The organism is Klebsiella electrica (genome assembly GCF_006711645.1).
Lineage (GTDB): Bacteria > Pseudomonadota > Gammaproteobacteria > Enterobacterales > Enterobacteriaceae > Klebsiella > Klebsiella electrica.
Genome location: NZ_CP041250.1, coordinates 49,266 through 72,828 on the forward strand (window position 1 = coordinate 49,266; position 23,563 = coordinate 72,828).

A 23,563-nucleotide genomic window follows, 5' to 3' on the forward strand; every position below is an offset into this window, starting at 1 on the left:
CCATTCATCCATGAGTGTCGCACTTATTATCTGAATTCCCGCTTAACTAACTGTTTATTTTTATGGCCCAGAAGTCTTTGCTCGACTACCTTGAATCAATTCCAGACCCACGCAATCAGGCCAAGTGCTCGCATATCTTGTCAGAGGTTGTTTTCATGGCCATCTGCGCCATGATGTGCGGTTTTGATACTTGGAGCGAGATTACCTTGTTTGCTCAAGAGCGAGAGCCATGGTTCCGGCGCTGGTTGAGCTTGCCTGGCGGCATTCCATCACACGACACATTCAACCGCATTTTTGCCACTCTGCCTCCCGCCAGTCTGAAATCCATTTTTCAAGCGTGGATCGGCGACATCATGGGCGATGATAAGCTGGTTGGCCAACTAGCGGTTGATGGTAAAGCTCTTCGTGCTACCGCTAAAGGGCGAGGTGCCAACGCTGTTCATATGGTCAATGTCTGGTCAACTGAGCTGGGGATGTGTGTTGGCCAGCAAAAAGTCGCTGACAAATCTAACGAGATCACGGCAATACCTGAGCTACTCCAACTTCTTGAATTAAAAGGGTGTTTAGTCAGTATTGATGCGATGGGTACACAGGTAAAAATCGCCGACACCATCCTCAAAAAGTCGGGTGATTACCTGCTTGCAGTGAAAGACAACCAACCTAGCCTCAATACTGAAGTAAAAGAACAGTTCCAAGCGTATTGGGATAAGAATGAAACCGATGTTTCGGGGCACGGCTTTACTGAACAATTTGACTCAGAACATGGGCGAAAAGAGCATCGACGTTGTTGGGTTCTGATGGTTGATGAAAGCATGCCAGTTTGCCAGCAGTGGAAAGCGAAGACGATCATAGCCGTGCAGGCTGAGCGAATTGAAAATGGCAAAGGCTATGATTTCGTGAGATTTTATATAAGTAGCCGAGCGTTGGATGCCACCTCAGCGCTGAAGGCAACCCGAGCGCACTGGTCGGTAGAAAATCTGCTGCACTGGACTTTAGATATTGCGTTCGGAGAGGATCAACTTCAGGCCAGAGCGGGCTTCGCTGGGGAAAACTTAGCGGTCATCAGGCAGTGGATACTGAACATGCTGAAGCAAAACAAATCACGTAATCTAAGCATGGCCAACAAGCGCAGGCTCTGCTGTCTGAATGAACAATATTTGTTCGAATGTATGGGGTTGTTCAAAGTATAAACACTGATGCGTCAGCCCTGTGCCGTGGTGGTGGCCATCGCAGCATCCGGGAAGAACGCCGCCACAGCAGCAACCGGCAGCGCAACTTTAGCGACTTTCAGGGCTTTCTTTTTATTGAAAACGCGGGACATAAAAGAAGGTTTGGTTTTTTCAGAGACAGCAGAGCCCTGAACACTTAATACAGCATTCATATTTATTTCCTTTAAAGAGAATGTATACGTTAGTTGAAAATCACTTCTGTATTATTTGATTAGGATATTAACTTTCACCCTCCTCTCGCAGTTCAGAAAAGATATAGTTTGGAAAGCGCCTCAGATGATCTTTGAGACGCATCGCGACCTCGGTTGATTTAGTTCTGCCACTACGGTTCTTTGCGCTAACTAAAAGTGCATGAGTGTCGTCATCAAGGTAAACGGAAACAATATTCTTATTTCCAGTGCTGGTATAACGCTTTGACACACTGCTTCTCCGATTAGAAACCTTATAGACAAATCATTACACAGAAAGACACAGGAAATAAAGGGGCTAAACAGCCCCAATCAATTTAACAATTTATTAACATAACATATTCATAAACATTCTCAATAAAAAAATATATTTTCCTGCTCCTGTAGCAATCCGTTACAAATGCTCTAAAAGACGGATAAACCTCCAATACTTTCTCTTTCGCACGATCGATCCTTTTTTTTACAATCTTCTCAGGCACAGAAATATAATTTGATATGTCCATATAGCTAAAACCAAGAACATAAAATGAAAGAGGAATGATATTCAAATCACTTATCCTTGCAATAGCCTCATCAAAATCCGGAATGTCTTTTGATTTTATGAATTTCATTTTTCGGCTGGATAATGGAACCGTTATCAGAAGATTCATTTGCCAAAAAAAATAAAAATCATCATCCAAAAGACTGATAAACTCAATTCGAATTTGAAAATTTGATTTTCCACACGAAAAAATTTTACTTAACACACAACCTTTACCTAGCGCCATGCAATCAAGTTCTAACTGGGAAAGCATCAACTCCAGTTCATGAAATGATCCTGAGAAACTACCTGCTACACCTTCTGTTTTAAAAAAGTCATACATTTGTTCAAATGATGTGTTGGAATATAGGACATCGCGTTGTTGGTTTCTTACGCAAACAGAGACAGGTGAGGTGTTATACAACCCCTTTATGTGAAGAAGAGCATCCCTAACCGATTGACTTAAGCTGTCATCACCACTACGATCCATCGCACACATAGGTTCCTCCTTAGAAGGGTTCTATGGATAGTTGGTGTAGAGAGGTTGCATCTCTCTACACCAATGTTTCTCAAATTTTCAGTTGCTCTTGAATTATAAATCCCATTTAACTGGATGTCATCAAAATAGATTAGATCATTCTTCTAAAGATTCTCAAAAAAGAAGTATATTTATTCAACTTATAATAAAAAACTAGACGGTCCATTATTACATTTCGCAATGCCTTACGCTAATCATTGTCAGTGTCATCCACTTTTGGAAAGAATTGCTCTATCACAGCATTAACGTCATCCCGGATGTTTTCTATTAACCCTGACCATTCCCATCTTGGGTTACCATGAACATGAGGACTCAAACATTCGATCCCCAGCACCTTATTCACAGTAAACTGTGTTTTAACCATGCTTTCAAGCAGCGCTCTATTGAATGCCATCTGATTAAACCCGGATTCTTTGCGTTCCATCTGGGCTTCGTAGACACGCAAACCAAGCTCAAGCAACATCGATGCAATACTTGAATAGCTAATATCTTTCTCTTTCGCACCTTCAGCACGACGCTGAACTGCTATCGCATTAATTTTCTCTGCAACTTTGTCATTTACATAAACTTGGATCTTAGCCATAGTCCCTCACAATTATAATCTCGTATAACCCACAAAACTCTAAGTGCTAAAACTACGCATGTTGCGCGATTCACTATTAGAGTCACTATGATAGAAATGACGATTCATTCCACGAATCACTATCCTTTTAGCCACGAATCTAATATAGATTCATGGCTCTTGTAAATAAATGTTTTACAAAAAAATAGTCTCTAACGAATCCCATACAATTCGCCAGTGAATCTATTTAGATTCATAGGCGAATCGCTTTAACACATTAAATAAATGTACTGCACATTATTTTTGTCATAACTCACTGTTTACAAATACCAATCTGCAAAATTTTAATTTTGCGTGGGGTGTGGTGATTTTGTGGTGAGGAGTGCATATATGTTGAGTCTCGGTCTTGGATGGGTTAAGGTTATTCCGGGATTTGGCACGGAGGGGAATTCATGAAGGGAGTAGCGTTTGGTATCATCCTGTCTTTAATACCATTGTCATCAATGGCAGCAGACTGCTTTGATATGGCTGGCAGGGATTACAAAATTGATCCGGATCTCCTGCGTGCTATATCATGGCAAGAATCACGATTTAAAATTGATGCGATTGGGCGTAATCCTGTTACGGGTTATGGATCAGGCTTGATGCAAATTGACTCGCAGCATTTCAACGAACTGTCGCGATATGGAATAAAACCGGATCATCTTCTTAGCGATGCTTGTCTTAACATCTACACCGGAGCCTATTATCTGGCTCAGGCGTTTAAAAAGTGGGGCGTTTCGTGGGATGCAGTCGGGGCATACAATGCAGGCTTCAAAAAGACCCCGCGCCAGGCAGCAAGACGTTACGAGTATGCGAAGAAGATCCATTACTACTACACGGCTATCAAAGCAAGCAAACGAACTTCTTCTAAAGATCAGAAAATCGCCATGAACTAAAAAACCTTCTGATATAAGAAGGCTTGAATTTCTTAAAAATCTACGGCATCTATACCTGGATAATAATCGGCATCACTATCAAAATGAAAAAGCAGATACCCGCCCTCCCGGTGCATTAGTATGAGATTTTTGCGTAAAAATTTTGACACCCCACCTCTTTTTAGCGCCAGAAGATGGCGTTTGAAATCATACATCCTTATAACACAACCATAAGGTGTATCATGTATCCACTCTAAGTAACTATCGCAAGTTAGATAATTGGTTGTTGATGAAAGCACCTGAAGAACTCTGATATCACCTTCTTCCATATGTGAAATACTGATACAGACAGCTTTAAATTCAAACATAAGTATTCCCACCATCAAAACGCCGGACAGCTGCCCGGCGCTTATAATTAGCCTTTAAGAGTGCGGAATTTCTCCGCAATTAACCACAATGCCTTATTGAGTTTAACATCACCATCGATTGCTTTTACTGGCCGGGTTGTTGTTCTTTTCCCTTTTTCAGTTCGGCCAGGCAAACCGCCTTTAATCAGATTTTCCTGGACCCTTTGATATGTAGTCCAGATGTCATCTTTTTTATCTTCATAACGGCGCGGATGAATTATCTGTTCAATACTGACCGGAGATTTATTTTCATCTTCATATCGGTAGGTTAATGCAGCTTGTCCAAACAGACGCTGTTCTTCCTTGGTTAATGTAATAGACTTCATGACATCAACGCCTTCAGTTATTTTATCGAAAATTCCCAGAACTTCGTAAGCACCTTCGATAACCCTTCCCACAATATCACCTTTATGAGGTACACGAATCTCACCAAACGACGTACCGCACACAAGGCCATTTGTGCATACAAAACGGAACATACCCGGGATCATTTGATAACTGGACGATCCATCATGCGAGTTAAGAAGAATGATTTCGGGTACTTCTGTTCCTTTATTGGCCCCTTCACGGCGAAGTCTTACCATATGCTTAGTATGCCCCCGTTTATCCTCATCCCTTACTCGTGACTGACAGGCAAAAAATGGCTGGAAACCTTCTTCACGTAATTTATCCAGCAGTGTAATGGTTGGAATATAGGTATAGCGATCACTACGTGAATTATGCTTTTCTTCTGAAAACACAGAAGGTACAACCTTGACTAATTCATCGTTAGTCAGTGGGCGTTCCTGACGAATGGAATGAGTAAGTCCAAATCGGGATGCTAAACGCATATTATTCTCCTTCACCTGTTTAATTTTTTAACCATCACCCGTTGAGTTGCCGGGGCCGCGGTTTTGACTTTGTGCGGGGACCTGCTGAACCTGCCCCTGGATATAACCTTCACCCGTTTGAGAGCCGTTCGCCGCAAGGGCGTAAACGAGCACAGCCCGGTGCAGATGTCCGGGGGTGAGCGGGAAATTTTTTTCGGCCTAATGAAGCGGCAGCGGAATGGCCGGGAAAAATTTATTGCGAAAGGCCCTGCCGTCCCCTGGACAGCGGCTTTGTTAATGGAATGGTCGCCTCCCATCTCTTGTGCCACAGTGGGACGATAAATCGTCACTCATTGAACGGAGCGCTGCTATCATGAACGTTAAAACTATTGGAATCGATTTGGCAAAAAACGTTTTCCAGATCCATGGGGTTGACGAGCACGGAAAACGGTTGTTCAACAAACAACTCAGACGGGCACAAATGGCCTCCTTTTTTGCCAACATCCCACCCTGTTTGATCGGCATGGAGGCCTGTGCATCTGCTCATTTCTGGGCCAATAAACTGATATCGATGGGCCATAATGTCAAACTGATGGCCCCTCAGTTCGTCAAACCCTATGTTAAAACCAATAAGCATGATGCTGCAGACGCTGAAGCTATTTGTGAAGCCGTCACTCGACCTAACATGCGGTTCGTGCCGGTCAAAACCGCTGAGCAGCAAGCCGTATTGGCACTTCACCGGAGTCGTCAGAGCTTCATCAAACAGCGAACCGCACAAGCCAATCAAATCAGGGGGTTATTGGCCGAATTTGGCATTGTCGTCCCCCGAGGTATCCAGCAGCTACAGCGACGATTACCTGAGCTCGTGGAAGATGCGGATAACCCGTTACCCGTCCTGTTTCGTACACAGCTGAGTCTACTACAGCACCACATGGCGTACCTGTTCGATGTCATCGCTACACTCGACAAGCAGATTGAGCAGTGCTATCGGCAAAATGCTCTCTGCCAGCGTATCGGCAAGATCCCTGGTATTGGCCCTGTTACCGCCAGCGCGCTGATTGCGACCATTGGTAAAGCCAACAATTTCGAGAATGGCCGACAACTGGCTGCCTGGCTCGGATTGGTTCCACGTCAGCACTCCAGTGGGGGTAAACAAGTCCTGCTCGGGATAAGCAAGCGAGGTGATACCTATTTGAGGACCTTGCTTATCCATGGTGCCAGGGCGGTATTGCAGTCGGCCAAACATAAACAGGATGCCGTATCGAGCTGGGCTAACCAGCTAATGGCGCGCCGGAATAACAACATTGCCTCGGTAGCATTGGCTAACAAGAATGCGCGGACTGTGTGGGCGCTCCTGGCCAAAGAGCGGGAGTATTGTGCACCAATAATAAGCGCTTAAGTTGCTTAATCAGTAAGACAGAAACAACACCACCGATTGCCCAGGCAAGCATGAAGTGATGGCAAGACAGGTCAGACCGCGATGGGGAAAACCCGGTTTATTCAAGGCTCCTGAAAGAGCGCTTTGTTGATAGAGGCCTCCATCAGCGTATTCCATCAGGGACAGAGGTATTTTACATCACCTCGGCAAAGTCCGGATCTATGGCTGCAATCGATGACCAGTAAAGCCACCACAACATATTTAGCTTGGCAAACAGGAGGCGACCATCTATGAATAAATCGAACTTTTGCTGAGTTGAAGGATCAGATCACGCATCTTCCCGACAACGCAGACCGTTCCGTGGCAAAGCAAAAGTTCAAAATCACCAACTGGCCCACCTACAATAAAGCCCTCATCAACCGTGGCTCCATAACTTTCTGGCTGGATGATAAAGCTATTCAGGCCTGGTATGAGTCAGCAACACCTTCTTCACGAGGCAGACCTCAGCGCTATTCTGACCTTGCCATCACGACTGTGCTGGTCATTAAACGCGTGTTCAGGTTGACCCTGCGGGCTGCACAGGGTTTTATTGATTCCATTTTTACACTGATGAATGTTCCGTTGCGCTGCCCGGATTACACCAGTGTCAGCAAGCGCGCAAAGTCGGTTAATGTCAGTTTCAAAACGTTCACCCGGGGTGAAATCGCGCATCTGGTGATTGATTCCACCGGGCTGAAGGTCTTTGGTGAAGGCGAATGGAAAGTCAAAAAACACGGCAAAGAACGCCGTCGTATATGGCGAAAGTTGCATCTGGCCGTTGACAGCAACACACATGAAATCATCTGTGCAGACCTGTCGCTGAACAATGTGACGGACTCAGAAGCCTTCCCGGGTCTTATCCGGCAGACTCACAGAAAAATCAGGGCAGCATCGGCAGACGGCGCTTACGACACCCGGCTCTGTCACGATGAACTGCGGCGTAAGAAAATCAGCGCGCTTATCCCTCCCCGAAAAGGTGCGGGTTACTGGCCCGGTGAATATGCAGACCGTAACCGTGCAGTGGCTAATCAGCGAATGACCGGGAGTAATGCGCGGTGGAAATGGACAACAGATTACAACCGTCGCTCGATAGCGGAAACGGCGATGTACCGGGTAAAACAGCTGTTCGGGGGGGCACTGACGCTGCGTGACTACGATGGTCAGGTTGCGGAGGCTATGGCCCTGGTACGAGCGCTGAACAAAATGACGAAAGCAGGTATGCCTGAAAGCGTGCGTATTGCCTGAAAACACAACCCGCTACGGGGGAGACTTACCCGAAATCTGATTTATTCATAGATGGTCGCCTCCTGTTTGCCAAGCTAAATATGTTGTGGTGGCTTTACTGGTCATCGATTGCAGCCATAGATCCGGACTTTGCCGAGGTGATGTAAAATACCTCTGTCCCTGATGGAATACGCTGATGGAGGCCTCTATCAACAAAGCGCTCTTTCAGGAGCCTTGAATAAACCGGGTTTTCCCCATCGCGGTCTGACCTGTCTTGCCATCACTTCATGCTTGCCTGGGCAATCGGTGGTGTTGTTTCTGTCTTACTGATTAAGCAACTTAAGCGCTTATTATTGGTGCACAATACTCCCGCTCTTTGGCCAGGAGCGCCCACACAGTCCGCGCATTCTTGTTAGCCAATGCTACCGAGGCAATGTTGTTATTCCGGCGCGCCATTAGCTGGTTAGCCCAGCTCGATACGGCATCCTGTTTATGTTTGGCCGACTGCAATACCGCCCTGGCACCATGGATAAGCAAGGTCCTCAAATAGGTATCACCTCGCTTGCTTATCCCGAGCAGGACTTGTTTACCCCCACTGGAGTGCTGACGTGGAACCAATCCGAGCCAGGCAGCCAGTTGTCGGCCATTCTCGAAATTGTTGGCTTTACCAATGGTCGCAATCAGCGCGCTGGCGGTAACAGGGCCAATACCAGGGATCTTGCCGATACGCTGGCAGAGAGCATTTTGCCGATAGCACTGCTCAATCTGCTTGTCGAGTGTAGCGATGACATCGAACAGGTACGCCATGTGGTGCTGTAGTAGACTCAGCTGTGTACGAAACAGGACGGGTAACGGGTTATCCGCATCTTCCACGAGCTCAGGTAATCGTCGCTGTAGCTGCTGGATACCTCGGGGGACGACAATGCCAAATTCGGCCAATAACCCCCTGATTTGATTGGCTTGTGCGGTTCGCTGTTTGATGAAGCTCTGACGACTCCGGTGAAGTGCCAATACGGCTTGCTGCTCAGCGGTTTTGACCGGCACGAACCGCATGTTAGGTCGAGTGACGGCTTCACAAATAGCTTCAGCGTCTGCAGCATCATGCTTATTGGTTTTAACATAGGGTTTGACGAACTGAGGGGCCATCAGTTTGACATTATGGCCCATCGATATCAGTTTATTGGCCCAGAAATGAGCAGATGCACAGGCCTCCATGCCGATCAAACAGGGTGGGATGTTGGCAAAAAAGGAGGCCATTTGTGCCCGTCTGAGTTGTTTGTTGAACAACCGTTTTCCGTGCTCGTCAACCCCATGGATCTGGAAAACGTTTTTTGCCAAATCGATTCCAATAGTTTTAACGTTCATGATAGCAGCGCTCCGTTCAATGAGTGACGATTTATCGTCCCACTGTGGCACAAGAGATGGGAGGCGACCATTCCATTAACAAAGCCTGGGCGTATTTGAAATCAAGTGGCATGCTCTAATGATAAGAGCGTGCTGATCTTACTTGCGTCGTGTTGATGTCTTATCGCTCAGATGCGTCGGATGACGCAAGATGTTCTCCATCGCCGCCCTGTAACTGTGAAATAGTACAGAACAGATACGTCCGCTCCTCTCCTGGCGCGGACAATTGTGTAACGCCTCTATCGAAACCGCATTGCCAATGGTTGTCAGGTCGATGTACCTGAGCCTTTATCGTTGTTGATTACCACTCGCAGTAAGCATGGCGAAACCAGCCCCGGCACACTCTTTTCTTTATAAATGCAGCGCTTATTATTAACTCGCTAATGCTGTACATACCGTTACACAGCAATGCTCATCTTTTCAGATGCACCTGGTATAGAATGTCAAAGAAGATAGATTGGAATAAAGTCCAAATACCCATTGTCCCATTTGTTGTCTATTTGTTGTAACACTAAGAATCAACAAATTTTAAACAAGTTAATGTCATGTAGTCTTACTTTTTTATAATGATAATGAAAATCAAAAATACTCTGTGCCTACATATCCTGATGGCTCTCCTCGCCATCCTGGTTCTGAGCGTTCACCCGGTGGTGACGAGCTTTGATCCGCCGCTTAAATTCCAGCCGATGATTAAATCGATGGAAGGCACACCAAAAGAGCAAGCAGAAAAAATAGCCACCATTTCCCATGCATTACAAGGGAATGCGATTTTCTTTATCGGGGCATCAGAAGTTTCTACTTCCGAAAATGAACATTACGCTGCCTATAATTACTTCAATAAGCAATTGCACAGACCTTTAGTGGCATATGGCGATAGTTATGTCGACGACGTTACACAATTTTTACTGTTCTCCCGTTTTAAAGACAGCCTTAACGCAAACAGTAAAGTGGTGTTGCTCCTGGCACCGGATAGCTTTTATTCAAATGGGCTTCCTCCGGCGATCTTTGCGGATAATTTCCCGGGTTCGATTTTCGATCCATTAATGAAAGACAAGCAGGCTCGTCCTTTGCTGGTCAATTACTTAAAACATATTGAAGCGGACGATATCAGCCATTTGAGTTTTGGTGAAATGGCCATTTATGGCTGGCATCCGGATCTGATCTGGGAAGAGGTGAGCTATCAGTTTGCCAACTTCTGCACCATGATAAAAAACGACTGGCTGGACCTGCTCAATATTGAGCCACAGCCTGCCGCGCAACCCTGGCCCGCACAGCCTGGCAACATAACGATGCCCGACTGGGATCAAGAGCTGGCGAATGCCCGTGAACTCAACAAAGTACGCAAGCAAAGTGCAGCCACGATGTGGATGGATAAGGCGGTTTATGAGGCCGGGGATACTCCTGAGCAGTGGGATGACACGCCTGTCGTGCCGAAGCAAATCGAGGTTTTCCGCGCCACCATCAAGCTCCTGAAAGAGCGCCATGTCCAGGTGATTGCAATTGTCGACCCGATTAACCCGTGGGCGCTGACCAATACCAATACGTTCCAGCCGGTTGATAAACAAATTCAGGCAATCCTGACGGAAAACCAGGTGCCTTATTTAGATATGTATGCGATGCCGTATCAAAACGGCTGGAACTGGGATCGTCTGCACCCATCGGAAACGGCATGGGTCCCTATGGTTCGCTTTATCGCGGAGAACTTTAAATGATGAAAACCGCCATTCGCCTGTTTTTACTTTATCTCCTGCTGGCGATAACCATTGTCGCGTGGACCTCCGTGGATGACAGCATGAGTTTGCAATTGCATTTTGAATATCAAAAGTTCTGAGGACGAATAATGTACAGCTCAGGCATGTTTTTCTTCTATTTGTTCTCATCAGCGCTGGTGTTTGCGCTGGTTAACCGCGTATTGCGTCACCGACTGACATATATATCCGCTTTTTCCGTGCTGGCGGCTTTAGGCTGGGGGTATATCTTCGAAGGCGACTATATTGTCCCGGCGGCAGTGTTTTTCAGTTTTTATATTCTTGTCACATTAAAAGAGAAAGGTTGGTTAAAAACCTGGCAGGCGGTCACATTAACGCTGCTGCCGCTGTTTCTGGTGAAATTACATCTGAACAACCACTGGGGCATGATCGGGCTCTCTTTTATGACTTTCCGCGCCATCGATGTGCTGCTGTACCGCAGTAAAAAGGATGGCCAGAATTTTCTGCACTATTTCTGCTACCTGTTTATGCCGTTTATTATCCTGGCCGGCCCGATGTACCGCTGGCGGACCTGGATGACGGATATCAATAAACCGGTTTTCACGCTGACTCGTGAGCAGTTTTTAGTGGCTTTAGAGCAAATTATTACCGGGATTATCCAGAAATTCTTGTTCGCCATGCTGGTCGATACTCTGGTCGTTCAGCCGTGGAGCCATGAAGCGTTTACCCTGAAAGTGGGCGTGGTGATGTCGATTGCCTACAGCGCCTATCTCTACTTTGATTTTGCGGGTTACAGCAACATGGCTATCGGGGCGGGCCGCTTATTTGGCCTGAACATTCCGGCAAACTTCAATATGCCAATCCTGGCGAAAACCCCGCAGGATTTCTGGCGCCGCTTCCATATCAGCCTCTCTGAATGGCTGAGGGATGTGGTCTTTATGCCGATTTATATGAATCTGATGAAGCACAATTTTTTCCGTCAGAACAAAACGCTGGCGCAAAATATTGGCATCTTCTGCACCCTGTTTTGTATGGGGGCATGGAATGGACTCGAACGACACTACGTCATTAGCGGCGCGCTGTTTGGCGCCATTTCCGTTGTTCACAACATGCTGCAATGGTTTGCCAAACGCCATCCGGCTTTGAGCAACGGACTTCAACATCCGGTTTCTGTGTTTGTGGGACGAATTTTGACGCTGGGAAGCGCCGCGGCCTCCCTTTACATCTTTAGTGGAATGTCTCCCTTATGAAAAATGACTCCGAACTTCTGGAACTACAAGACTTCTTGCGTGCGGCATTACGCGATCCCGCGTCCCCTCAGCAACTGGCGATCAGCGGTAGCGATGAAGCCATCACCTGGCAACAGCTCTCCGTCGCGGTTACTGACTGGGCGCAACGTTACCAACAATGCAACCAACCTGCCGGTACGCCGGTGGTGTTGTACGGGCATCAGCAGGCGGAATTTGCCGTCGCGCTCTATAGCTGCCTGTTGCACAATATTCCGTACATTCCGGTGGACTGCATCTATCCGCAGGAGCGTCTCAAAGAGATTTGCCAGCTCGCCAATGCCCCCTTCTATTATGATGTGGCCGCGAAAAAATTTATCGCGACCGGCATAACCGGCCAGGTACTGGCCGAGCCAGATCTCGCCTACATCATGTTCACCTCCGGCAGCACCGGAAAACCGAAAGGGGTGCAGATTGGACGTGAAAGCGTCTGGCATTTCATGAAGTGGGTAAGTCAGGACTTTTCCTTGCCGGAAAAACCTGTGCTGATGAACCACGCGGTGTTCAGCTTCGATCTCTCGCTGATCCCCCTGCTGGCGAATCTGGCTACTGGCGGGCATATTGTGCTGAACGCGAAAGAAGATATCGCGGCGGAAAACTGGCTGGATCGCCTGAAAGCGAACGATGTTTCCGTCTGGGTTTCTACCCCCTCTTTTGCCTATCAGCGCCTGCTGTCGCCCCAGTTTAATAGCGACTATCTGCCTGAACTGAATGTCTTTATTTTCATTGGCGAAGTATTAAATAAAGCGCTGGTAAAACAGTTACGCCGCCGTTTCCCGCAGGCCAAAATCCTTAACTCCTACGGCCCAACGGAAGCGACTATCGCCACCACGGTGGTTGAAATCACCGATGAAATTCTCAATAACGACAACCCGCTGCTGCCCGTTGGCGTGATGATGCCGGACACCCACATGGAAATTACCGCCGATGGCGAGTTGATCATCTGGGGTAAAAATGTGATGCGCGGTTATCTCGGCCTGCCGCAAGAGAACGCGACAAAATTGCTGCGACGCGAAAGTGAAGAATATCGTGGTTACAGAACCGGCGATCTGGGTTACGAAGACGGTCTTATCTACTGCCAGGGCCGCAACGATAGCCAGATCAAACTGAACGGCTACCGTATTGAAATCAACGAGATTGAAAATCGCCTGCTGGCGATGTCCGGCATCAGTGAAGCGGTTGTGCTGCCGCTGATGAAATCATGCGGAAGCGTTCTGCGAATTGCGGCATTCTGCGTGACGGATCTGGCACCAGAGGTGATCAAAACATCCCTTTCGAAAGTGATCCCCCATTACATGGTGCCGTCACAAATTATTATTAAAGATGCATTGCCGCTTAATCCGAACGGCAAAATCGATCGTAAATTGCTGGACACCCATGCCCGCACGAATTAATTAGCCAGGAAACTATTATGGAACAAGAAATTCTCGCCCTGTTTGAAAAAGTGTTATCCCGCAAAGTGGGCTTTCATGATGAACTGATTGAGTCTGACATTCTCGACTCAATTCTGGCGGTCGATCTGGTGCTGGAAGTGCAGGACGTTTACGGCTGCATGATCCCGCCGACCGAAGTCGCCACCGTGCTGAAAACCCCTGCGGATTTGGCGCGCTACATTGAAGAAAACCGTTAATCGTTTGTGAGGTTAATGGCTTTTGTGAAAACCCTGAATGTTTTGATTCAGGGTTTTTTTATACCGTCTCGTCTCCCCTGACATCCCCTATTTCGCTTGTGGTAATGACTCCAACTTATTGATAGTGTTTTATGTTCAGATAATGCCCGATGACTTTGTCATGCAGCTCCACCGATTTTGAGAACGACAGCGACTTCCGTCCCAGCCGTGCCAGGTGCTGCCTCAGATTCAGGTTATGCCGCTCAATTCGCTGCGTATATCGCTTGCTGATTACGTGCAGCTTTCCCTTCAGGCGGGATTCATACAGCGGCCAGCCATCCGTCATCCATATCACCACGTCAAAGGGTGACAGCAGGCTCATAAGACGCCCCAGCGTCGCCATAGTGCGTTCACCGAATACGTGCGCAACAACCGTCCTCCGTATCCTGTCATACGCGTAAAACAGCCAGCGCTGACGTGATTTAGCACCGACGTAGCCCCACTGTTCGTCCATTTCAGCGCAGACAATCACATCACTGCCCGGTTGTATGCGCGAGGTTACCGACTGCGGCCTGAGTTTTTTAAGTGACGTAAAACCGTGTTGAGGCCAACGCCCATAATGCGTGCACTGGCGCGACATCCGACGCCATTCATGGCCATATCAATGATTTTCTGGTGCGTACCGGGCTGAGAGGCGGTGTAAGTGAACTGTAGTTGCCATGTTTTACGGCAATGAGAGCAGAGATAGCGCTGATGTCCGGCAGTGCTTTTGCCGTTACGCACCACGCCTTCAGTAGCTGAGCAGGAGGGACAACTGATGGAGATGGAAGCCACGGGAGCACCTCAAAAACACCATCATACACTAAATCAGTAAGTTGGCACCATTACCGAGTTCATCAGCAAACAGTGGGGCGGTACGATATACTCTTTTCGCCAGATTGCGTCGGCGAGCTGCAGCTTTTTGTTCTTCACTCCAGCGACGGATCGGCTTGTCCCCACAAAAATCCAGGCACACAGCATACCCTGCCCCTGCCACCCACAAATCCATAACTGATGCTGGCGCTGGTTGTCCTTCCTCAACTTGTTCCGAAGCGAGCACCTCCACTCCTGGACACGGAGAAGGTAACTTCCAGCGCAGCGAATAGCGCCATGTCATCAATTATCCTCTGCAGATAAGTTTGTTTGGTACCAGCCAGCGCTCCCTCTCAAGGATGGCCTCTTCCGATTCCTGAACGATGAAACGGATTTCATGCATAACCTCATACAAGGGGGCATGAGCACAAAGGAGCCAGCGAAGATCCCTGAGAGATGTAAATCGCGTCTGCCAACGCCAGAAGGCCGGTTCAAGCTCACTCGCGTCAAACTCGTCGCTCCACCGGCGGTACCAGCTGTTAACCGTTTCCGGCGACTGGAAATTTAGCTCAGTGACAGCCTGCCCGAGCAAATTCTGGCGCAGTAGCCATGACTGTTCAACCTTCCGCGCTTCCCGCCGCATTTTGCGGGTGAATGCGATGTTCTGACGCTGAGTTCTCCGCTCTCCACGGGCGTGCCTCACCTCCGGGAACAGTTCAGACTGCACATCCTGCGACAATGGCAAAGGACAATACTCGCCATTGCTGGCAATCAATACATCCAGCGCTTCTTCCACCTGCTTCAGGTTTGAGAGTCGGTCCTTTGGATCACGATATAAGCCGGGAATGCGTCGCGCCACTTCGTTGTTAATGCGGCCGCTGCCCGTCAGCAGGCGCAAAAAAGTTCGCACATGTGGCATCGATGGCAGACGAGCGCCGCGCTGGCGAGCATCTTCCACAGTCATGATGGCCTGCAGTGCAGCCTGTCGAGCAGGTTGCAGGGTAACAAGGGAACGGGATGAATGGATCATTGTTCGCCCTCCTGTTTCAGGGTGTTGATGATGCTGGCAAATGAATATCCGTCCTCATCGAGGCGCGCGATAAGGGACAGCGCATGGTTAATCCGTTCCGGGTTATATCTGGCCATCGAGCAAACGACAGAGAAAGGCTGGCCTCCACGGGTAATAAAGACGATTATCCACACAGGACTGAGATCACCCGGACTGCATACTGCTACATCGAAATGGTCATGAGACGGGCTAAACCGGAGCTGGACAGGAAAGAACCCCCCAAATTCGGCCCGGTATTCCGCATTTACTGCCCAGCCATCCGGTACCGTTAAATCGCGCATGACTGCATGGCTCAGTTCACGACGAAAATCCTCACCGGCGTTACGATAGTCTTCCAGTTCTTCGGTAGACATGGTTTTCAGAACATCAAGATTCAGCACAGTTTTCATAGTATTGTCTCCCTGCTGCCGCCCCTGACGGGGCGGCTCTGGTTATCAGGCGGCGCAAGCCGTGTTGTCTTCGTTATCAGCATCGGTATCGGGCGTCGTTGTCGAACCCGATTTTTTCGTATCCCGTGGCTGCATCCAGCCTGGTACCCAGCGGGTGTCTGACAGAGAACGCTCTGCAAGGATCGCCGCATCTCCCTTTTTCAGCTTCGCCGCTTCGACGGCGACTGAATCCAGCCCAGCTTCCTGTAACGCCTCCACTATCTGGTTTTTACTGAGCAGGCCGAGGAAGTTTTCAGCAGTGGGCTGCCACCAGTCACGCAAATTGAATCCGATCGCCGTCTCCACCTCATCAAGGTTGCTACGGCTGGTATGCCCATGCTCACGGGTCTGAACCCCATCAACGGAACAGGCCGTGCAGAACGCCATCAGAGCCATCAAGGTCTGACCGTCCAGTGTGAAAAATGTGGAAAAGTCCTTCTTCCAGCCTTGCGGTAACAGGCCTTCAAGACGGTTTTTCTCCTGCATAAGAGTTTGCCACGCCAGACCGTCTTTTCCGGTCGGGGCTTCGCTGACCAACCCACTGTGATGAACATCCATCCGCATTACAAAGGGGTGACGGGTGGTAAGGCAGTATTCAAATACGCAGGAGCACAGCCGCCAGACCATCAGGGCCACTGCTTTCTGTGGCTGTTGTACCAGGGCAGCCTGAACAGCCAGTGTGCGTTCGGAAGACATTTTTTTGAGTAAGGGCAGACTGATCCCTTCTGCGGCATCCGGCTCTTTACGGTCGATCACATGCAGATCACGGCTGGTCGCCTGCGTAGCGGCATCCGCCTCCCCGGGCGTTTTAACCTTCTTCTGAATCCCGCGCAAAATGCAAAGCTCACCATTATGAAGACAGGCTACTACGCCACAGCTTGCCTTCTGTTCGTCAGTCCATTGACGGTGTGCCGCCTGACTTTCTATTTCGTCGATCAGAACCTGAATAGCGGCTTCATCCTCGTAGGTTTCCGTTGCCGCCTGTGTAGCGTACAACTCGTCGAGTCGTTGCTGTTCGTCCGGTGTGTACTGCGGTTCTGGCACAGGAAGCAGAAGGTAATTTTCACGATCTTCACCATAGTTCTGCAGTGGGTTTTCCCGCCCTATTGACCATGACCAGTCTTCGTTCAGTTCAATTGCCAGTGCAGCAGTCTCCAGTTTTTCCATAACCAGACGGTCTACGAGCACGCGATCTGCAGTACCGTCATTCTCCTCCTGGCTAAATAAATCTTCACGAACCACACCACCTGCTGCTTCGTAGGTTTCTCGACCAATGAAGACAAAGCGAGGATGTGTAACGGAAATTTCCGTTTCTGTAATTACCCGCTTGATGAGATGTGCCGAAACCGTGCTGTAAGCAGCTTTCACCTGTTCATATACCTGCACCTGACGCGCCTGATCACTTTCCAGACTCAGTGCCTGGCACTGCTCCACATCAAGGGTATTGTTTGCCAGCAGTTCGAGGATTTCCGGGGCGAGATGAGCCAATTTCAGCATGCGCTGAACGTGGCGACTTCCATACCCCAACTGGTCACCAATCTGCGCCGGGCTTTTCCCTTGTTCGGAGAGTTTGCGGAATCCGGCAATTTGTTCTGCCGGATGCATGGCCACACGCTGGTTGTTTTCCACCATTGAGGCCACAACCGCGAGTTCGTCACTAACCCGCTTAACGATCACCTGATACCCGGCATCGATGCGGTTTTCAGTGAGTAATAACTGCAGGGCTGCAAGACGCCGACCACCTGCAGCCACCCCTGACATACCTTCCGGGAGAGTATGCACAACCAGATTCTGAATCAGACCAATGGTCTCAATGGATTCAGCCAGTTCCCGGACACTCTCAACCGGGTACGGGATAGTGCGAACGTTCAGTGGCGATTTAATCAGCGCAGACAGCGGCACCAGTTCAATCTGTGCTGCTTCAAGCGCCTCTTTCAGAGCCGCTGCTTCGGCAGGTTTGACGTTTTTTTTGCTGGTTTTGACAGATGTTTTTGCTTTAGACTCGGTCACGGACATAATTGATACCTCACTGGATTAATGATTGTCTGCCGGGTAGTCCCCCTACCCGGCGCCTTCTTACTTCATTACTTCGTTTTACGGATGCCATAGAATTCGATGTAGCGGTTGAGCCAGTAGGCGGCCCCTTTTTCAAAATTCCACCCCCGCCAAATCATTTCACCGTCTCGACGAACAACCAGCCGGAAATGTGTACCCTGATCGTCTTCAATGGTGACATTCTGAAACTGTTCTGCCACCGCTGTGGCTTGTTCGCGTGTGAACGAGCCATCGGCGAGGCACTTAAGTAATGTGTTCGTGTTGTCTGTCATGGTTTTTCTCCTGTAAAAGCCCCTGCATCAGAGGCTTTTCTGCGTCATCAAAAGGGGATCTCATCGTCAAAATCGTGACCCGGATCAGGCTGCGAAGGTGGTTGCTGCGGAGCAGTGTTAGATTTTTTACCTGCAGCCTTACCTTTCCCTTTCGCTGCACCGGAGGTGGCAGGAGGTGGCGTTTGCGGATCAGATTGAGGCTGACTTTCACGGCGGCCGCCCAGCATCTGCATGGTGCCCCCAACGTTAACCACAACTTCTGTAACGTACTTCTCCAGACCAGATTGATCAGTCCACTTGCGGCTACGTAACTGACCTTCGATATAGACCTGAGCACCTTTACGCAGATATTCCCCGGCCACTTCGGCCAGTTTTCCAAACACAACAACACGGTGCCATTCAGTGTTTTCGCGCATTTGTCCATCCTGTTTGTCACGCCATGTTTCTGACGTGGCCAGGGTGAAATTAGCCACTGCGCCACCGGAAGGCAGATAACGAACTTCGGGATCTTGTCCGAGATAACCGACAAGAATGACTTTATTGACGCCACGTGTTGCCATAATGAATCTCCTTAATCTGTTGTTTTGCCTTTTAAAACCATCACCCGTTGAGTTGCCGGGGCCGCGGTTTTGACTTTGTGCGGGGACCTGCTGAACCTGCCCCCTGGATATAACCTTCACCCGTTTGAGAGCCGTTCGCCGCAAGGGCGTAAACGAGCACGGCCCGGTGCAGATGTCCGGGGGTGAGCGGGAAATTTTTTTCGGCCTAATGAAGCGGCAGCGGAATGGCCGGGGAAAATTTATTGCGAAAGGCCCTGCCGTCCCCTGGACAGCAGGACGGGTTGTGCTTGTCTCAGCCCCGGCGAATGGACTCAAACGGGTGATACGGGTACCAGGGGAAAGGAGCAGGCACCCGCCGCAACGACGGAACGCGCGGGCGCGAAACGGCGTTGCCCCGCAGAGTGCCGGCAGTCCTTCGCCGGCACGGTGAAAGCGGCGCGACCGGGACGGTCGCAGCAAGCGCTGCCGTTGACCTTGACGTCAGACATCAGACACTAGCCGTCAGGCCCGAAACCGCTTGCGGGTTCGGCGGAGCTTACCGCGTCTTTTCGCGGTTAGCGGAGTGTGGCTCGACGACCGGACAGCGCAGCTGGCCGGGAGCCGAAGGTGTCCAGTATGGGTGTGCTTTTAAAGCCTTTAAGGGTTAAAAAGAGACATCACAGCAGGGAGAAGAAGAGGAAGCAGGCAAACAGCAGGCAGCAAACAGGGAAGACGCGGAAAGGAAATGCGGGCGGCGCGTCAGCGCGGCCCGGTTTTCCCGGCGCCGCAGGCGCGCGGTCTTTCGAGGCGAGGCCAGACGGGGACAGGTGCCCCGCCGGCTTAACGTGCCATCAGACGGTAATTCTGAGAATGGCGGTCGCTACCTGGGTATACGTGAATGTTCCCCGTGGCAACGGCTCCCAGACGTCCGCCAGGGACTCCAGCGCCTTTTGCTGACGCGGCCCGTCCAGACATATGCCCGTCAGAATCCCGCCAGGCTCAAGCAGAGTTAATGCCCGCCGGATATGCCGGATATCATCACCGCGATGAAACGGCGGATTCATGATAATTCGGGTATACCGGCGCTCCGGATGATATTCGAGAAAATCTCCGCACCAGATCCGGACCTCCGGGAAATGCGCCTGCAGGTGACGGGCTAACCCGGCGTGCAGCTCCACGGCGTCACACTTCGCCCGGGGGACTGCATCCCTGATCGCCTGCAGTATGGCGCCCGTTCCGGCACTGGGTTCCAGTATGCGATCGGTTTCCCGGACATCAGCCAGCTCAACCAACCGGCGACATTCCGGGGAGGGGGTGACAAAAAGTTGCGAGCTACCCTGAATTTCAGCGACAGGGGCGCGCCCTTCCAGTTTGACCCGCATCGCCTGAATACGGTGTTTAAGGTCATGATGCATGAATGTACTCCCTGACCTCCCCGGCAAGATGCCGGGGAGCCTTCCTGCTATTTTTTCGGAATTTCAACGGTTTTCATGTCTGTGATATACACATTCACGAGCGTACAACCGTGCGTCATGCACCGGCGGAAGCGGTAGGCGCCGTGTGTTTCGGTTTCTGCAGCACCCCGCACGCCTTTATAATCAGCGGGTAATTTCGCCCACTCGGCTTTTGTCATTTCCCGGAACCCTTCCCCCGGATAATTGACGATCGGTGGGCGCTTCGCCGCTTTCTTCGCGTCGCTGGCTTCCTCCGCTGTCGGGGCTTTGTAGTCCGTGATACGGTCGGGCGTGAGTTTCATCGTGCCGCTGTAGCCCAGAAAGCGATAACCGGGCGTTTCGACTGAACTCACCTCCCCCTTACTCCGGTTAACCCGGAGAATGGTTAACCATTCTCCCCGGCTCAGTACCTGCCCGCCTGGTTCAAATTCCTGTGTTCGGGTGACAACGCCACCGTTTTCATTGAGCATCGCGCGTTCGTAGGCCAGGCGGTTCTGGTAATGATTAACCCAGCGCTGTTGGTGGTTAATCGTGCGCTCATGACAGCGGATCGCAATATCACGCGCCTGTTCAAAAGTAATGATCTCCTCAGACAGGGCAGAATGGAGAGACATCGAGCCCTCATACTGGCTTTTCTCTGCCGGGCGGGGGTATTTGTCGAGCGTGAAGCAGGCATAAATATGGTCATAATTACTGACCAGTAACGCCATTTTCAGATCGAGCGTCTGCGCACGCCACATCGTCATATACTTTTCAGACCGGGCAATGTGCTTTTGGGACTTGCGTAATTCCGCCTCGATTTTTTTGATACGGCGGTAACGCACATCCGGACGCTCCTTGTATTTCGCGTGCCGCAGAGAGGCCTGCGCGCGCTGTTCCCAGTATTCGGCGCGCTCGAACAGCATCACCGCACGTTTCATGCCGTTCTCAATTTTCTGCGCATGCCGGCGCGCGCGGCGCTCGCTGTGGTGGCCTACCAGGATCGGCTGTCCCAGCGGGACAGCCGATGCCAGCGAATCAACATGCGCAAGCGCCTGCTCCGATTCAACCGCCCGCCGGTCACTGTAGTCACTGAACCGCCCGGCGCGCTGCTCCTGGCGATCAAACAGGGTGCTGTCCTCGTCCTCGATATCACCGGCGAGGGAAAGCAGGACATCCTCCCGCCCCGGCGTCCAGGCTGGCGCCACAAAAAGTTCCTGTTTGGGCGCCCAGCGAAAGCCTGCTTTGTTGATCAGGGAATACGTTTCTTCATCGAGCCGTAATGATGCGTAAAGTCGCAATTTATTATCATCGGGTGAATAGGTTGCCCGGTAAGTCTGGCCTGCGGTGTTTTCCGTCATGATCTGTGCGGTAGTCGGTGCCATTGTGTTTTCTCCTTCCTGCAGTTGCCGCCCCTCGCGGGGCGGCTCACCTCATCAGTTAAATGCGCGTTTCAGTTCCAGCGTGCGGAGTACCTGCCCGAGGGCGGTATTTTTCATCGCGGGGATGTGGACACCGCGCCCTTTGCGGTGACTTCTGGCGATATGACGCCCGAAAGCTCTGAGAGCGGGATCAATCTCCGGTGCGGTGATATCTGCGCGCAGAATGCGCGAATGACGACGGGGCTTTACAGCGCCTGCGGAAGGTGAAAAAATAGAAACGATCATAGAGTTGACTCCTTATGGTAGTTAACGAAGCCGGAAAAACCGTTCGTGCGATTTTTACGGCGTGGGAGAAGCAGGGTTTACCCTGCTTTTTTCATATCTGCGGTTTGCTTCCCGCTTCTTCTTCCTCCTTCTTAAGCTGATCGGTAATGTCTTCCGGTTCGCCCAGAAACCAGCCTTTGACGGGTTTACAGCGTTCAATAAACGCTTTTATCGCCCGTTTTCCGGTCGTGGCCTGCACCCGGGTAAACATCGGCAGATTGCCGCTGGCATTGCTTCCCAGAAATGCGATCCGATACGTTCGCAATGAAGGATCCTGCATTTTTCTTTTTCCTGATTTTTAAAGAACATCACCCGTTGAGTTGCCGGGGCCGCGGTTTTGACTTTGTGCGGGGACCTGCTGAACCTGCCCCCTGGTATTAACTTCACCCGTTTGAGAGCCGTTCGCCGCGAGGGCGTAAACGAGCACGGCCCGGTGCAGATGTCCGGGGGTGAGCGGGAAATTTTTTTCGGTCTAATGAAGCGCAGCGGAATGGCCGGGAAAAATTTATTGCGAAAGGCTCTGCCGTCCCCTGGACAGCAAGACGGGTTGTGCTTGTCTCAGCCCCGGCGAATGGACTCAAACGGGTGATACGGGTACCAGGGGAAAGGAGCAGGCACCCGCCGCAACGACGAAGAGCGCGGGCGCGAAACGGCGTTGCCCCGCAGAGTGCCGGCAGTCCTTCGCCGGCACGGTGAAAGCGGCGCGGCCGGAACGGTCGCAGCAAGCGCTGCCGTTGACCCTGACCTCAGACATCAGACACTAGCCGCCAGGCCCGAAACCGCGTAGCGGGTTCGGCGGAGCTTACCGCGTCTTTTCGCGGTTAGCGGAGTGTGGCTCGACGACCGGACAGCGCAGCTGGCCGGGAGCCGAAGGTGTCCAGTATGGGTGTGCTTTTAAAGCCTTTAAGGGTTAAAAAGAGACATCACAGCAGGAAGAAGAAGAGAAAGCAGACAGACAGCAGGGATCAAACCGGAAACGTAAGGATGCAGGCTGGAGAGAATATGTTTTTCATGCCGCCGGAAAGTAGCCATGATAAACCGGCGGCATACCAGACGGGGCGTCAGGAACGGAGCTTATTTTCCTTCCTGAACTGCGCAACGCTATACCAGATTGAAGCCAGGAAAGCGAAAACGGTGATCAGAACACGAAATTCGTCACCCGGCTCTTTCCCCTTCAGCATCAGCGTTATGATGATGCCGGCAACGATAATCCACGCAATACCACTCCAGAGGCGCAGCTTATCCGCCACGACATTAATCAGAACAAAAGCAACGGCCAGGATAGCCCCCCACAGAGCCGGAACAGGCTGAAACGGAATAAAAAACAGGTTAATACCGGTTAAAAGCGTCACGGCAGCAAACATCAGAGACATACGCACAGATTACCCTC

27 protein-coding genes and 1 pseudogene are annotated in these 23,563 nt (G+C 50.3%); 9 read left to right on the top strand and 19 right to left on the bottom strand.

What is annotated here, in order from left to right:
- Positions 1-62: 62 nt before the first annotated feature.
- The gene (locus tag Electrica_RS27855) at positions 63-1,190 is read left to right on the top strand and encodes an ISAs1-like element ISKpn9 family transposase (RefSeq protein WP_041204928.1); all 1,128 of its coding nucleotides are present in this window, start codon (positions 63-65) and stop codon (positions 1,188-1,190) included.
- Positions 1,191-1,210: 20 nt separating this feature from the next.
- Here Electrica_RS27855 and Electrica_RS27860 read toward each other — a convergent pair.
- The 4 genes and pseudogenes from Electrica_RS27860 to traM all read right to left on the bottom strand — a co-directional run.
- Positions 1,211-1,381: pseudogene (locus tag Electrica_RS27860) on the bottom strand (type IV conjugative transfer system pilin TraA); the annotation flags it as partial.
- A 67-nt stretch (positions 1,382-1,448) separates the two neighbouring features.
- Positions 1,449-1,649 (bottom strand): TraY domain-containing protein, encoded by a 201-nt coding sequence (locus tag Electrica_RS27865; RefSeq protein WP_046664192.1) that lies wholly within the window; start codon positions 1,647-1,649, stop codon positions 1,449-1,451.
- 85 nt (positions 1,650-1,734) lie between these two features.
- Complete coding sequence (locus Electrica_RS27870) at positions 1,735-2,436, bottom strand: hypothetical protein (RefSeq protein ID WP_025712700.1); 702 nt, start codon at positions 2,434-2,436, stop codon at positions 1,735-1,737.
- A 229-nt stretch (positions 2,437-2,665) separates the two neighbouring features.
- Positions 2,666-3,058, bottom strand: a complete 393-nt coding sequence (traM, locus tag Electrica_RS27875) for a conjugal transfer relaxosome DNA-binding protein TraM (RefSeq protein WP_004194114.1) — start codon at positions 3,056-3,058, stop codon at positions 2,666-2,668.
- Between the two features lie 431 nt (positions 3,059-3,489).
- Here traM and Electrica_RS27880 point away from each other — a divergent pair, with 431 nt between their 5' ends.
- Positions 3,490-3,975, top strand: a complete 486-nt coding sequence (locus Electrica_RS27880) for a transglycosylase SLT domain-containing protein (protein ID WP_001568108.1) — start codon at positions 3,490-3,492, stop codon at positions 3,973-3,975.
- Between the two features lie 32 nt (positions 3,976-4,007).
- Here Electrica_RS27880 and Electrica_RS27885 read toward each other — a convergent pair whose 3' ends face one another.
- Together Electrica_RS27885 and Electrica_RS27890 are read right to left on the bottom strand one after the other, a co-directional pair.
- The gene (locus Electrica_RS27885) at positions 4,008-4,337 is read right to left on the bottom strand and encodes a DUF5983 family protein (protein ID WP_011977736.1); all 330 of its coding nucleotides are present in this window, start codon (positions 4,335-4,337) and stop codon (positions 4,008-4,010) included.
- 32 nt (positions 4,338-4,369) lie between these two features.
- Entirely contained in the window at positions 4,370-5,191 is an 822-nt protein-coding gene (locus Electrica_RS27890) for a DUF932 domain-containing protein (RefSeq protein WP_004182076.1), read from the bottom strand.
- Between the two features lie 352 nt (positions 5,192-5,543).
- On the opposite strand from Electrica_RS27890, the gene Electrica_RS27900 reads away from it, so the two are divergent.
- Together Electrica_RS27900 and Electrica_RS27905 are read left to right on the top strand one after the other, a co-directional pair.
- Entirely contained in the window at positions 5,544-6,569 is a 1,026-nt protein-coding gene (locus Electrica_RS27900; protein WP_001101446.1) for an IS110 family RNA-guided transposase, read from the top strand.
- 294 nt (positions 6,570-6,863) lie between these two features.
- Positions 6,864-7,832 carry an IS5 family transposase gene (locus Electrica_RS27905; protein WP_167686292.1) on the top strand — a complete coding sequence of 323 codons (969 nt, stop codon included), beginning with the start codon at positions 6,864-6,866 and terminating at the stop codon, positions 7,830-7,832.
- A 318-nt stretch (positions 7,833-8,150) separates the two neighbouring features.
- Here the strand turns inward: Electrica_RS27905 and Electrica_RS27910 are convergent, their stop codons facing one another.
- Positions 8,151-9,176, bottom strand: a complete 1,026-nt coding sequence (locus Electrica_RS27910; RefSeq protein WP_001101446.1) for an IS110 family RNA-guided transposase — start codon at positions 9,174-9,176, stop codon at positions 8,151-8,153.
- A gap of 611 nt (positions 9,177-9,787) precedes the next feature.
- Between Electrica_RS27910 and Electrica_RS27915 the strand changes: the two genes are divergently transcribed.
- From Electrica_RS27915 to Electrica_RS27930, 5 genes are read left to right on the top strand one after another with little or no spacing between them, the layout of a single operon-like run.
- Positions 9,788-10,927 carry a D-alanyl-lipoteichoic acid biosynthesis protein DltD gene (locus Electrica_RS27915; RefSeq protein ID WP_071195764.1) on the top strand — a complete coding sequence of 380 codons (1,140 nt, stop codon included), beginning with the start codon at positions 9,788-9,790 and terminating at the stop codon, positions 10,925-10,927.
- Positions 10,924-11,046, top strand: coding sequence for a hypothetical protein (locus Electrica_RS29160; protein ID WP_255423173.1), 123 nt, complete (start codon positions 10,924-10,926; stop codon positions 11,044-11,046). Before Electrica_RS27915 ends, Electrica_RS29160 begins: the two co-directional genes overlap by 4 nt.
- 9 nt (positions 11,047-11,055) lie before the next feature.
- Complete coding sequence (locus Electrica_RS27920) at positions 11,056-12,174, top strand: MBOAT family O-acyltransferase (RefSeq protein WP_101999298.1); 1,119 nt, start codon at positions 11,056-11,058, stop codon at positions 12,172-12,174.
- Positions 12,171-13,604 (top strand): AMP-binding protein, encoded by a 1,434-nt coding sequence (locus tag Electrica_RS27925; protein ID WP_041852335.1) that lies wholly within the window; start codon positions 12,171-12,173, stop codon positions 13,602-13,604. Before Electrica_RS27920 ends, Electrica_RS27925 begins: the two co-directional genes overlap by 4 nt.
- A 17-nt stretch (positions 13,605-13,621) precedes the next feature.
- The gene (locus Electrica_RS27930; RefSeq protein WP_041852336.1) at positions 13,622-13,840 is read left to right on the top strand and encodes an acyl carrier protein; all 219 of its coding nucleotides are present in this window, start codon (positions 13,622-13,624) and stop codon (positions 13,838-13,840) included.
- A 115-nt stretch (positions 13,841-13,955) separates the two neighbouring features.
- On the opposite strand, the gene Electrica_RS27935 is transcribed toward Electrica_RS27930, so the two are convergent.
- The 12 genes from Electrica_RS27935 to Electrica_RS28000 all read right to left on the bottom strand — a co-directional run bounded on the left by Electrica_RS27935 (position 13,956) and on the right by Electrica_RS28000 (position 23,552).
- Positions 13,956-14,653, bottom strand: a protein-coding gene (locus Electrica_RS27935) for an IS1 family transposase (RefSeq protein WP_226549273.1) whose coding sequence is annotated in 2 segments (ribosomal slippage) — positions 13,956-14,404 and positions 14,404-14,653 — 699 coding nt in all. Because the reading frame shifts where the segments join, the coding sequence is not laid out codon by codon here.
- 28 nt (positions 14,654-14,681) lie between these two features.
- Entirely contained in the window at positions 14,682-14,975 is a 294-nt protein-coding gene (locus Electrica_RS28565) for a theronine dehydrogenase (RefSeq protein WP_167686293.1), read from the bottom strand.
- A gap of 3 nt (positions 14,976-14,978) precedes the next feature.
- A complete protein-coding gene (locus Electrica_RS27940; RefSeq protein ID WP_022631512.1) occupies positions 14,979-15,701 on the bottom strand; it encodes a plasmid SOS inhibition protein A in 723 nt (240 codons plus the stop codon).
- A complete protein-coding gene (gene psiB / locus Electrica_RS27945) occupies positions 15,698-16,129 on the bottom strand; it encodes a conjugation system SOS inhibitor PsiB (RefSeq protein ID WP_004152657.1) in 432 nt (143 codons plus the stop codon). Before psiB ends, Electrica_RS27940 begins: the two co-directional genes overlap by 4 nt.
- Positions 16,130-16,174: 45 nt before the next feature.
- A complete protein-coding gene (locus tag Electrica_RS27950) occupies positions 16,175-18,184 on the bottom strand; it encodes a ParB/RepB/Spo0J family partition protein (protein ID WP_004152656.1) in 2,010 nt (669 codons plus the stop codon).
- A gap of 68 nt (positions 18,185-18,252) precedes the next feature.
- Positions 18,253-18,495, bottom strand: a complete 243-nt coding sequence (locus Electrica_RS27955; protein WP_004152655.1) for a DUF905 domain-containing protein — start codon at positions 18,493-18,495, stop codon at positions 18,253-18,255.
- Between the two features lie 47 nt (positions 18,496-18,542).
- Positions 18,543-19,055, bottom strand: coding sequence for a single-stranded DNA-binding protein (gene ssb / locus Electrica_RS27960; RefSeq protein ID WP_004152654.1), 513 nt, complete (start codon positions 19,053-19,055; stop codon positions 18,543-18,545).
- An 830-nt stretch (positions 19,056-19,885) separates the two neighbouring features.
- Positions 19,886-20,449, bottom strand: a complete 564-nt coding sequence (locus Electrica_RS27975) for a methyltransferase (protein ID WP_021312835.1) — start codon at positions 20,447-20,449, stop codon at positions 19,886-19,888.
- A 47-nt stretch (positions 20,450-20,496) separates the two neighbouring features.
- Entirely contained in the window at positions 20,497-21,852 is a 1,356-nt protein-coding gene (locus Electrica_RS27980; protein ID WP_045355096.1) for a DUF3560 domain-containing protein, read from the bottom strand.
- Between the two features lie 51 nt (positions 21,853-21,903).
- A complete protein-coding gene (locus tag Electrica_RS27985; protein ID WP_001568051.1) occupies positions 21,904-22,134 on the bottom strand; it encodes a CCDC81 family HU domain 1-containing protein in 231 nt (76 codons plus the stop codon).
- A 91-nt stretch (positions 22,135-22,225) separates the two neighbouring features.
- Positions 22,226-22,453, bottom strand: coding sequence for a hypothetical protein (locus tag Electrica_RS27990; protein ID WP_142255988.1), 228 nt, complete (start codon positions 22,451-22,453; stop codon positions 22,226-22,228).
- Between the two features lie 781 nt (positions 22,454-23,234).
- Positions 23,235-23,552 carry a hypothetical protein gene (locus Electrica_RS28000; RefSeq protein WP_004118473.1) on the bottom strand — a complete coding sequence of 106 codons (318 nt, stop codon included), beginning with the start codon at positions 23,550-23,552 and terminating at the stop codon, positions 23,235-23,237.
- Positions 23,553-23,563: the final 11 nt, after the last annotated feature.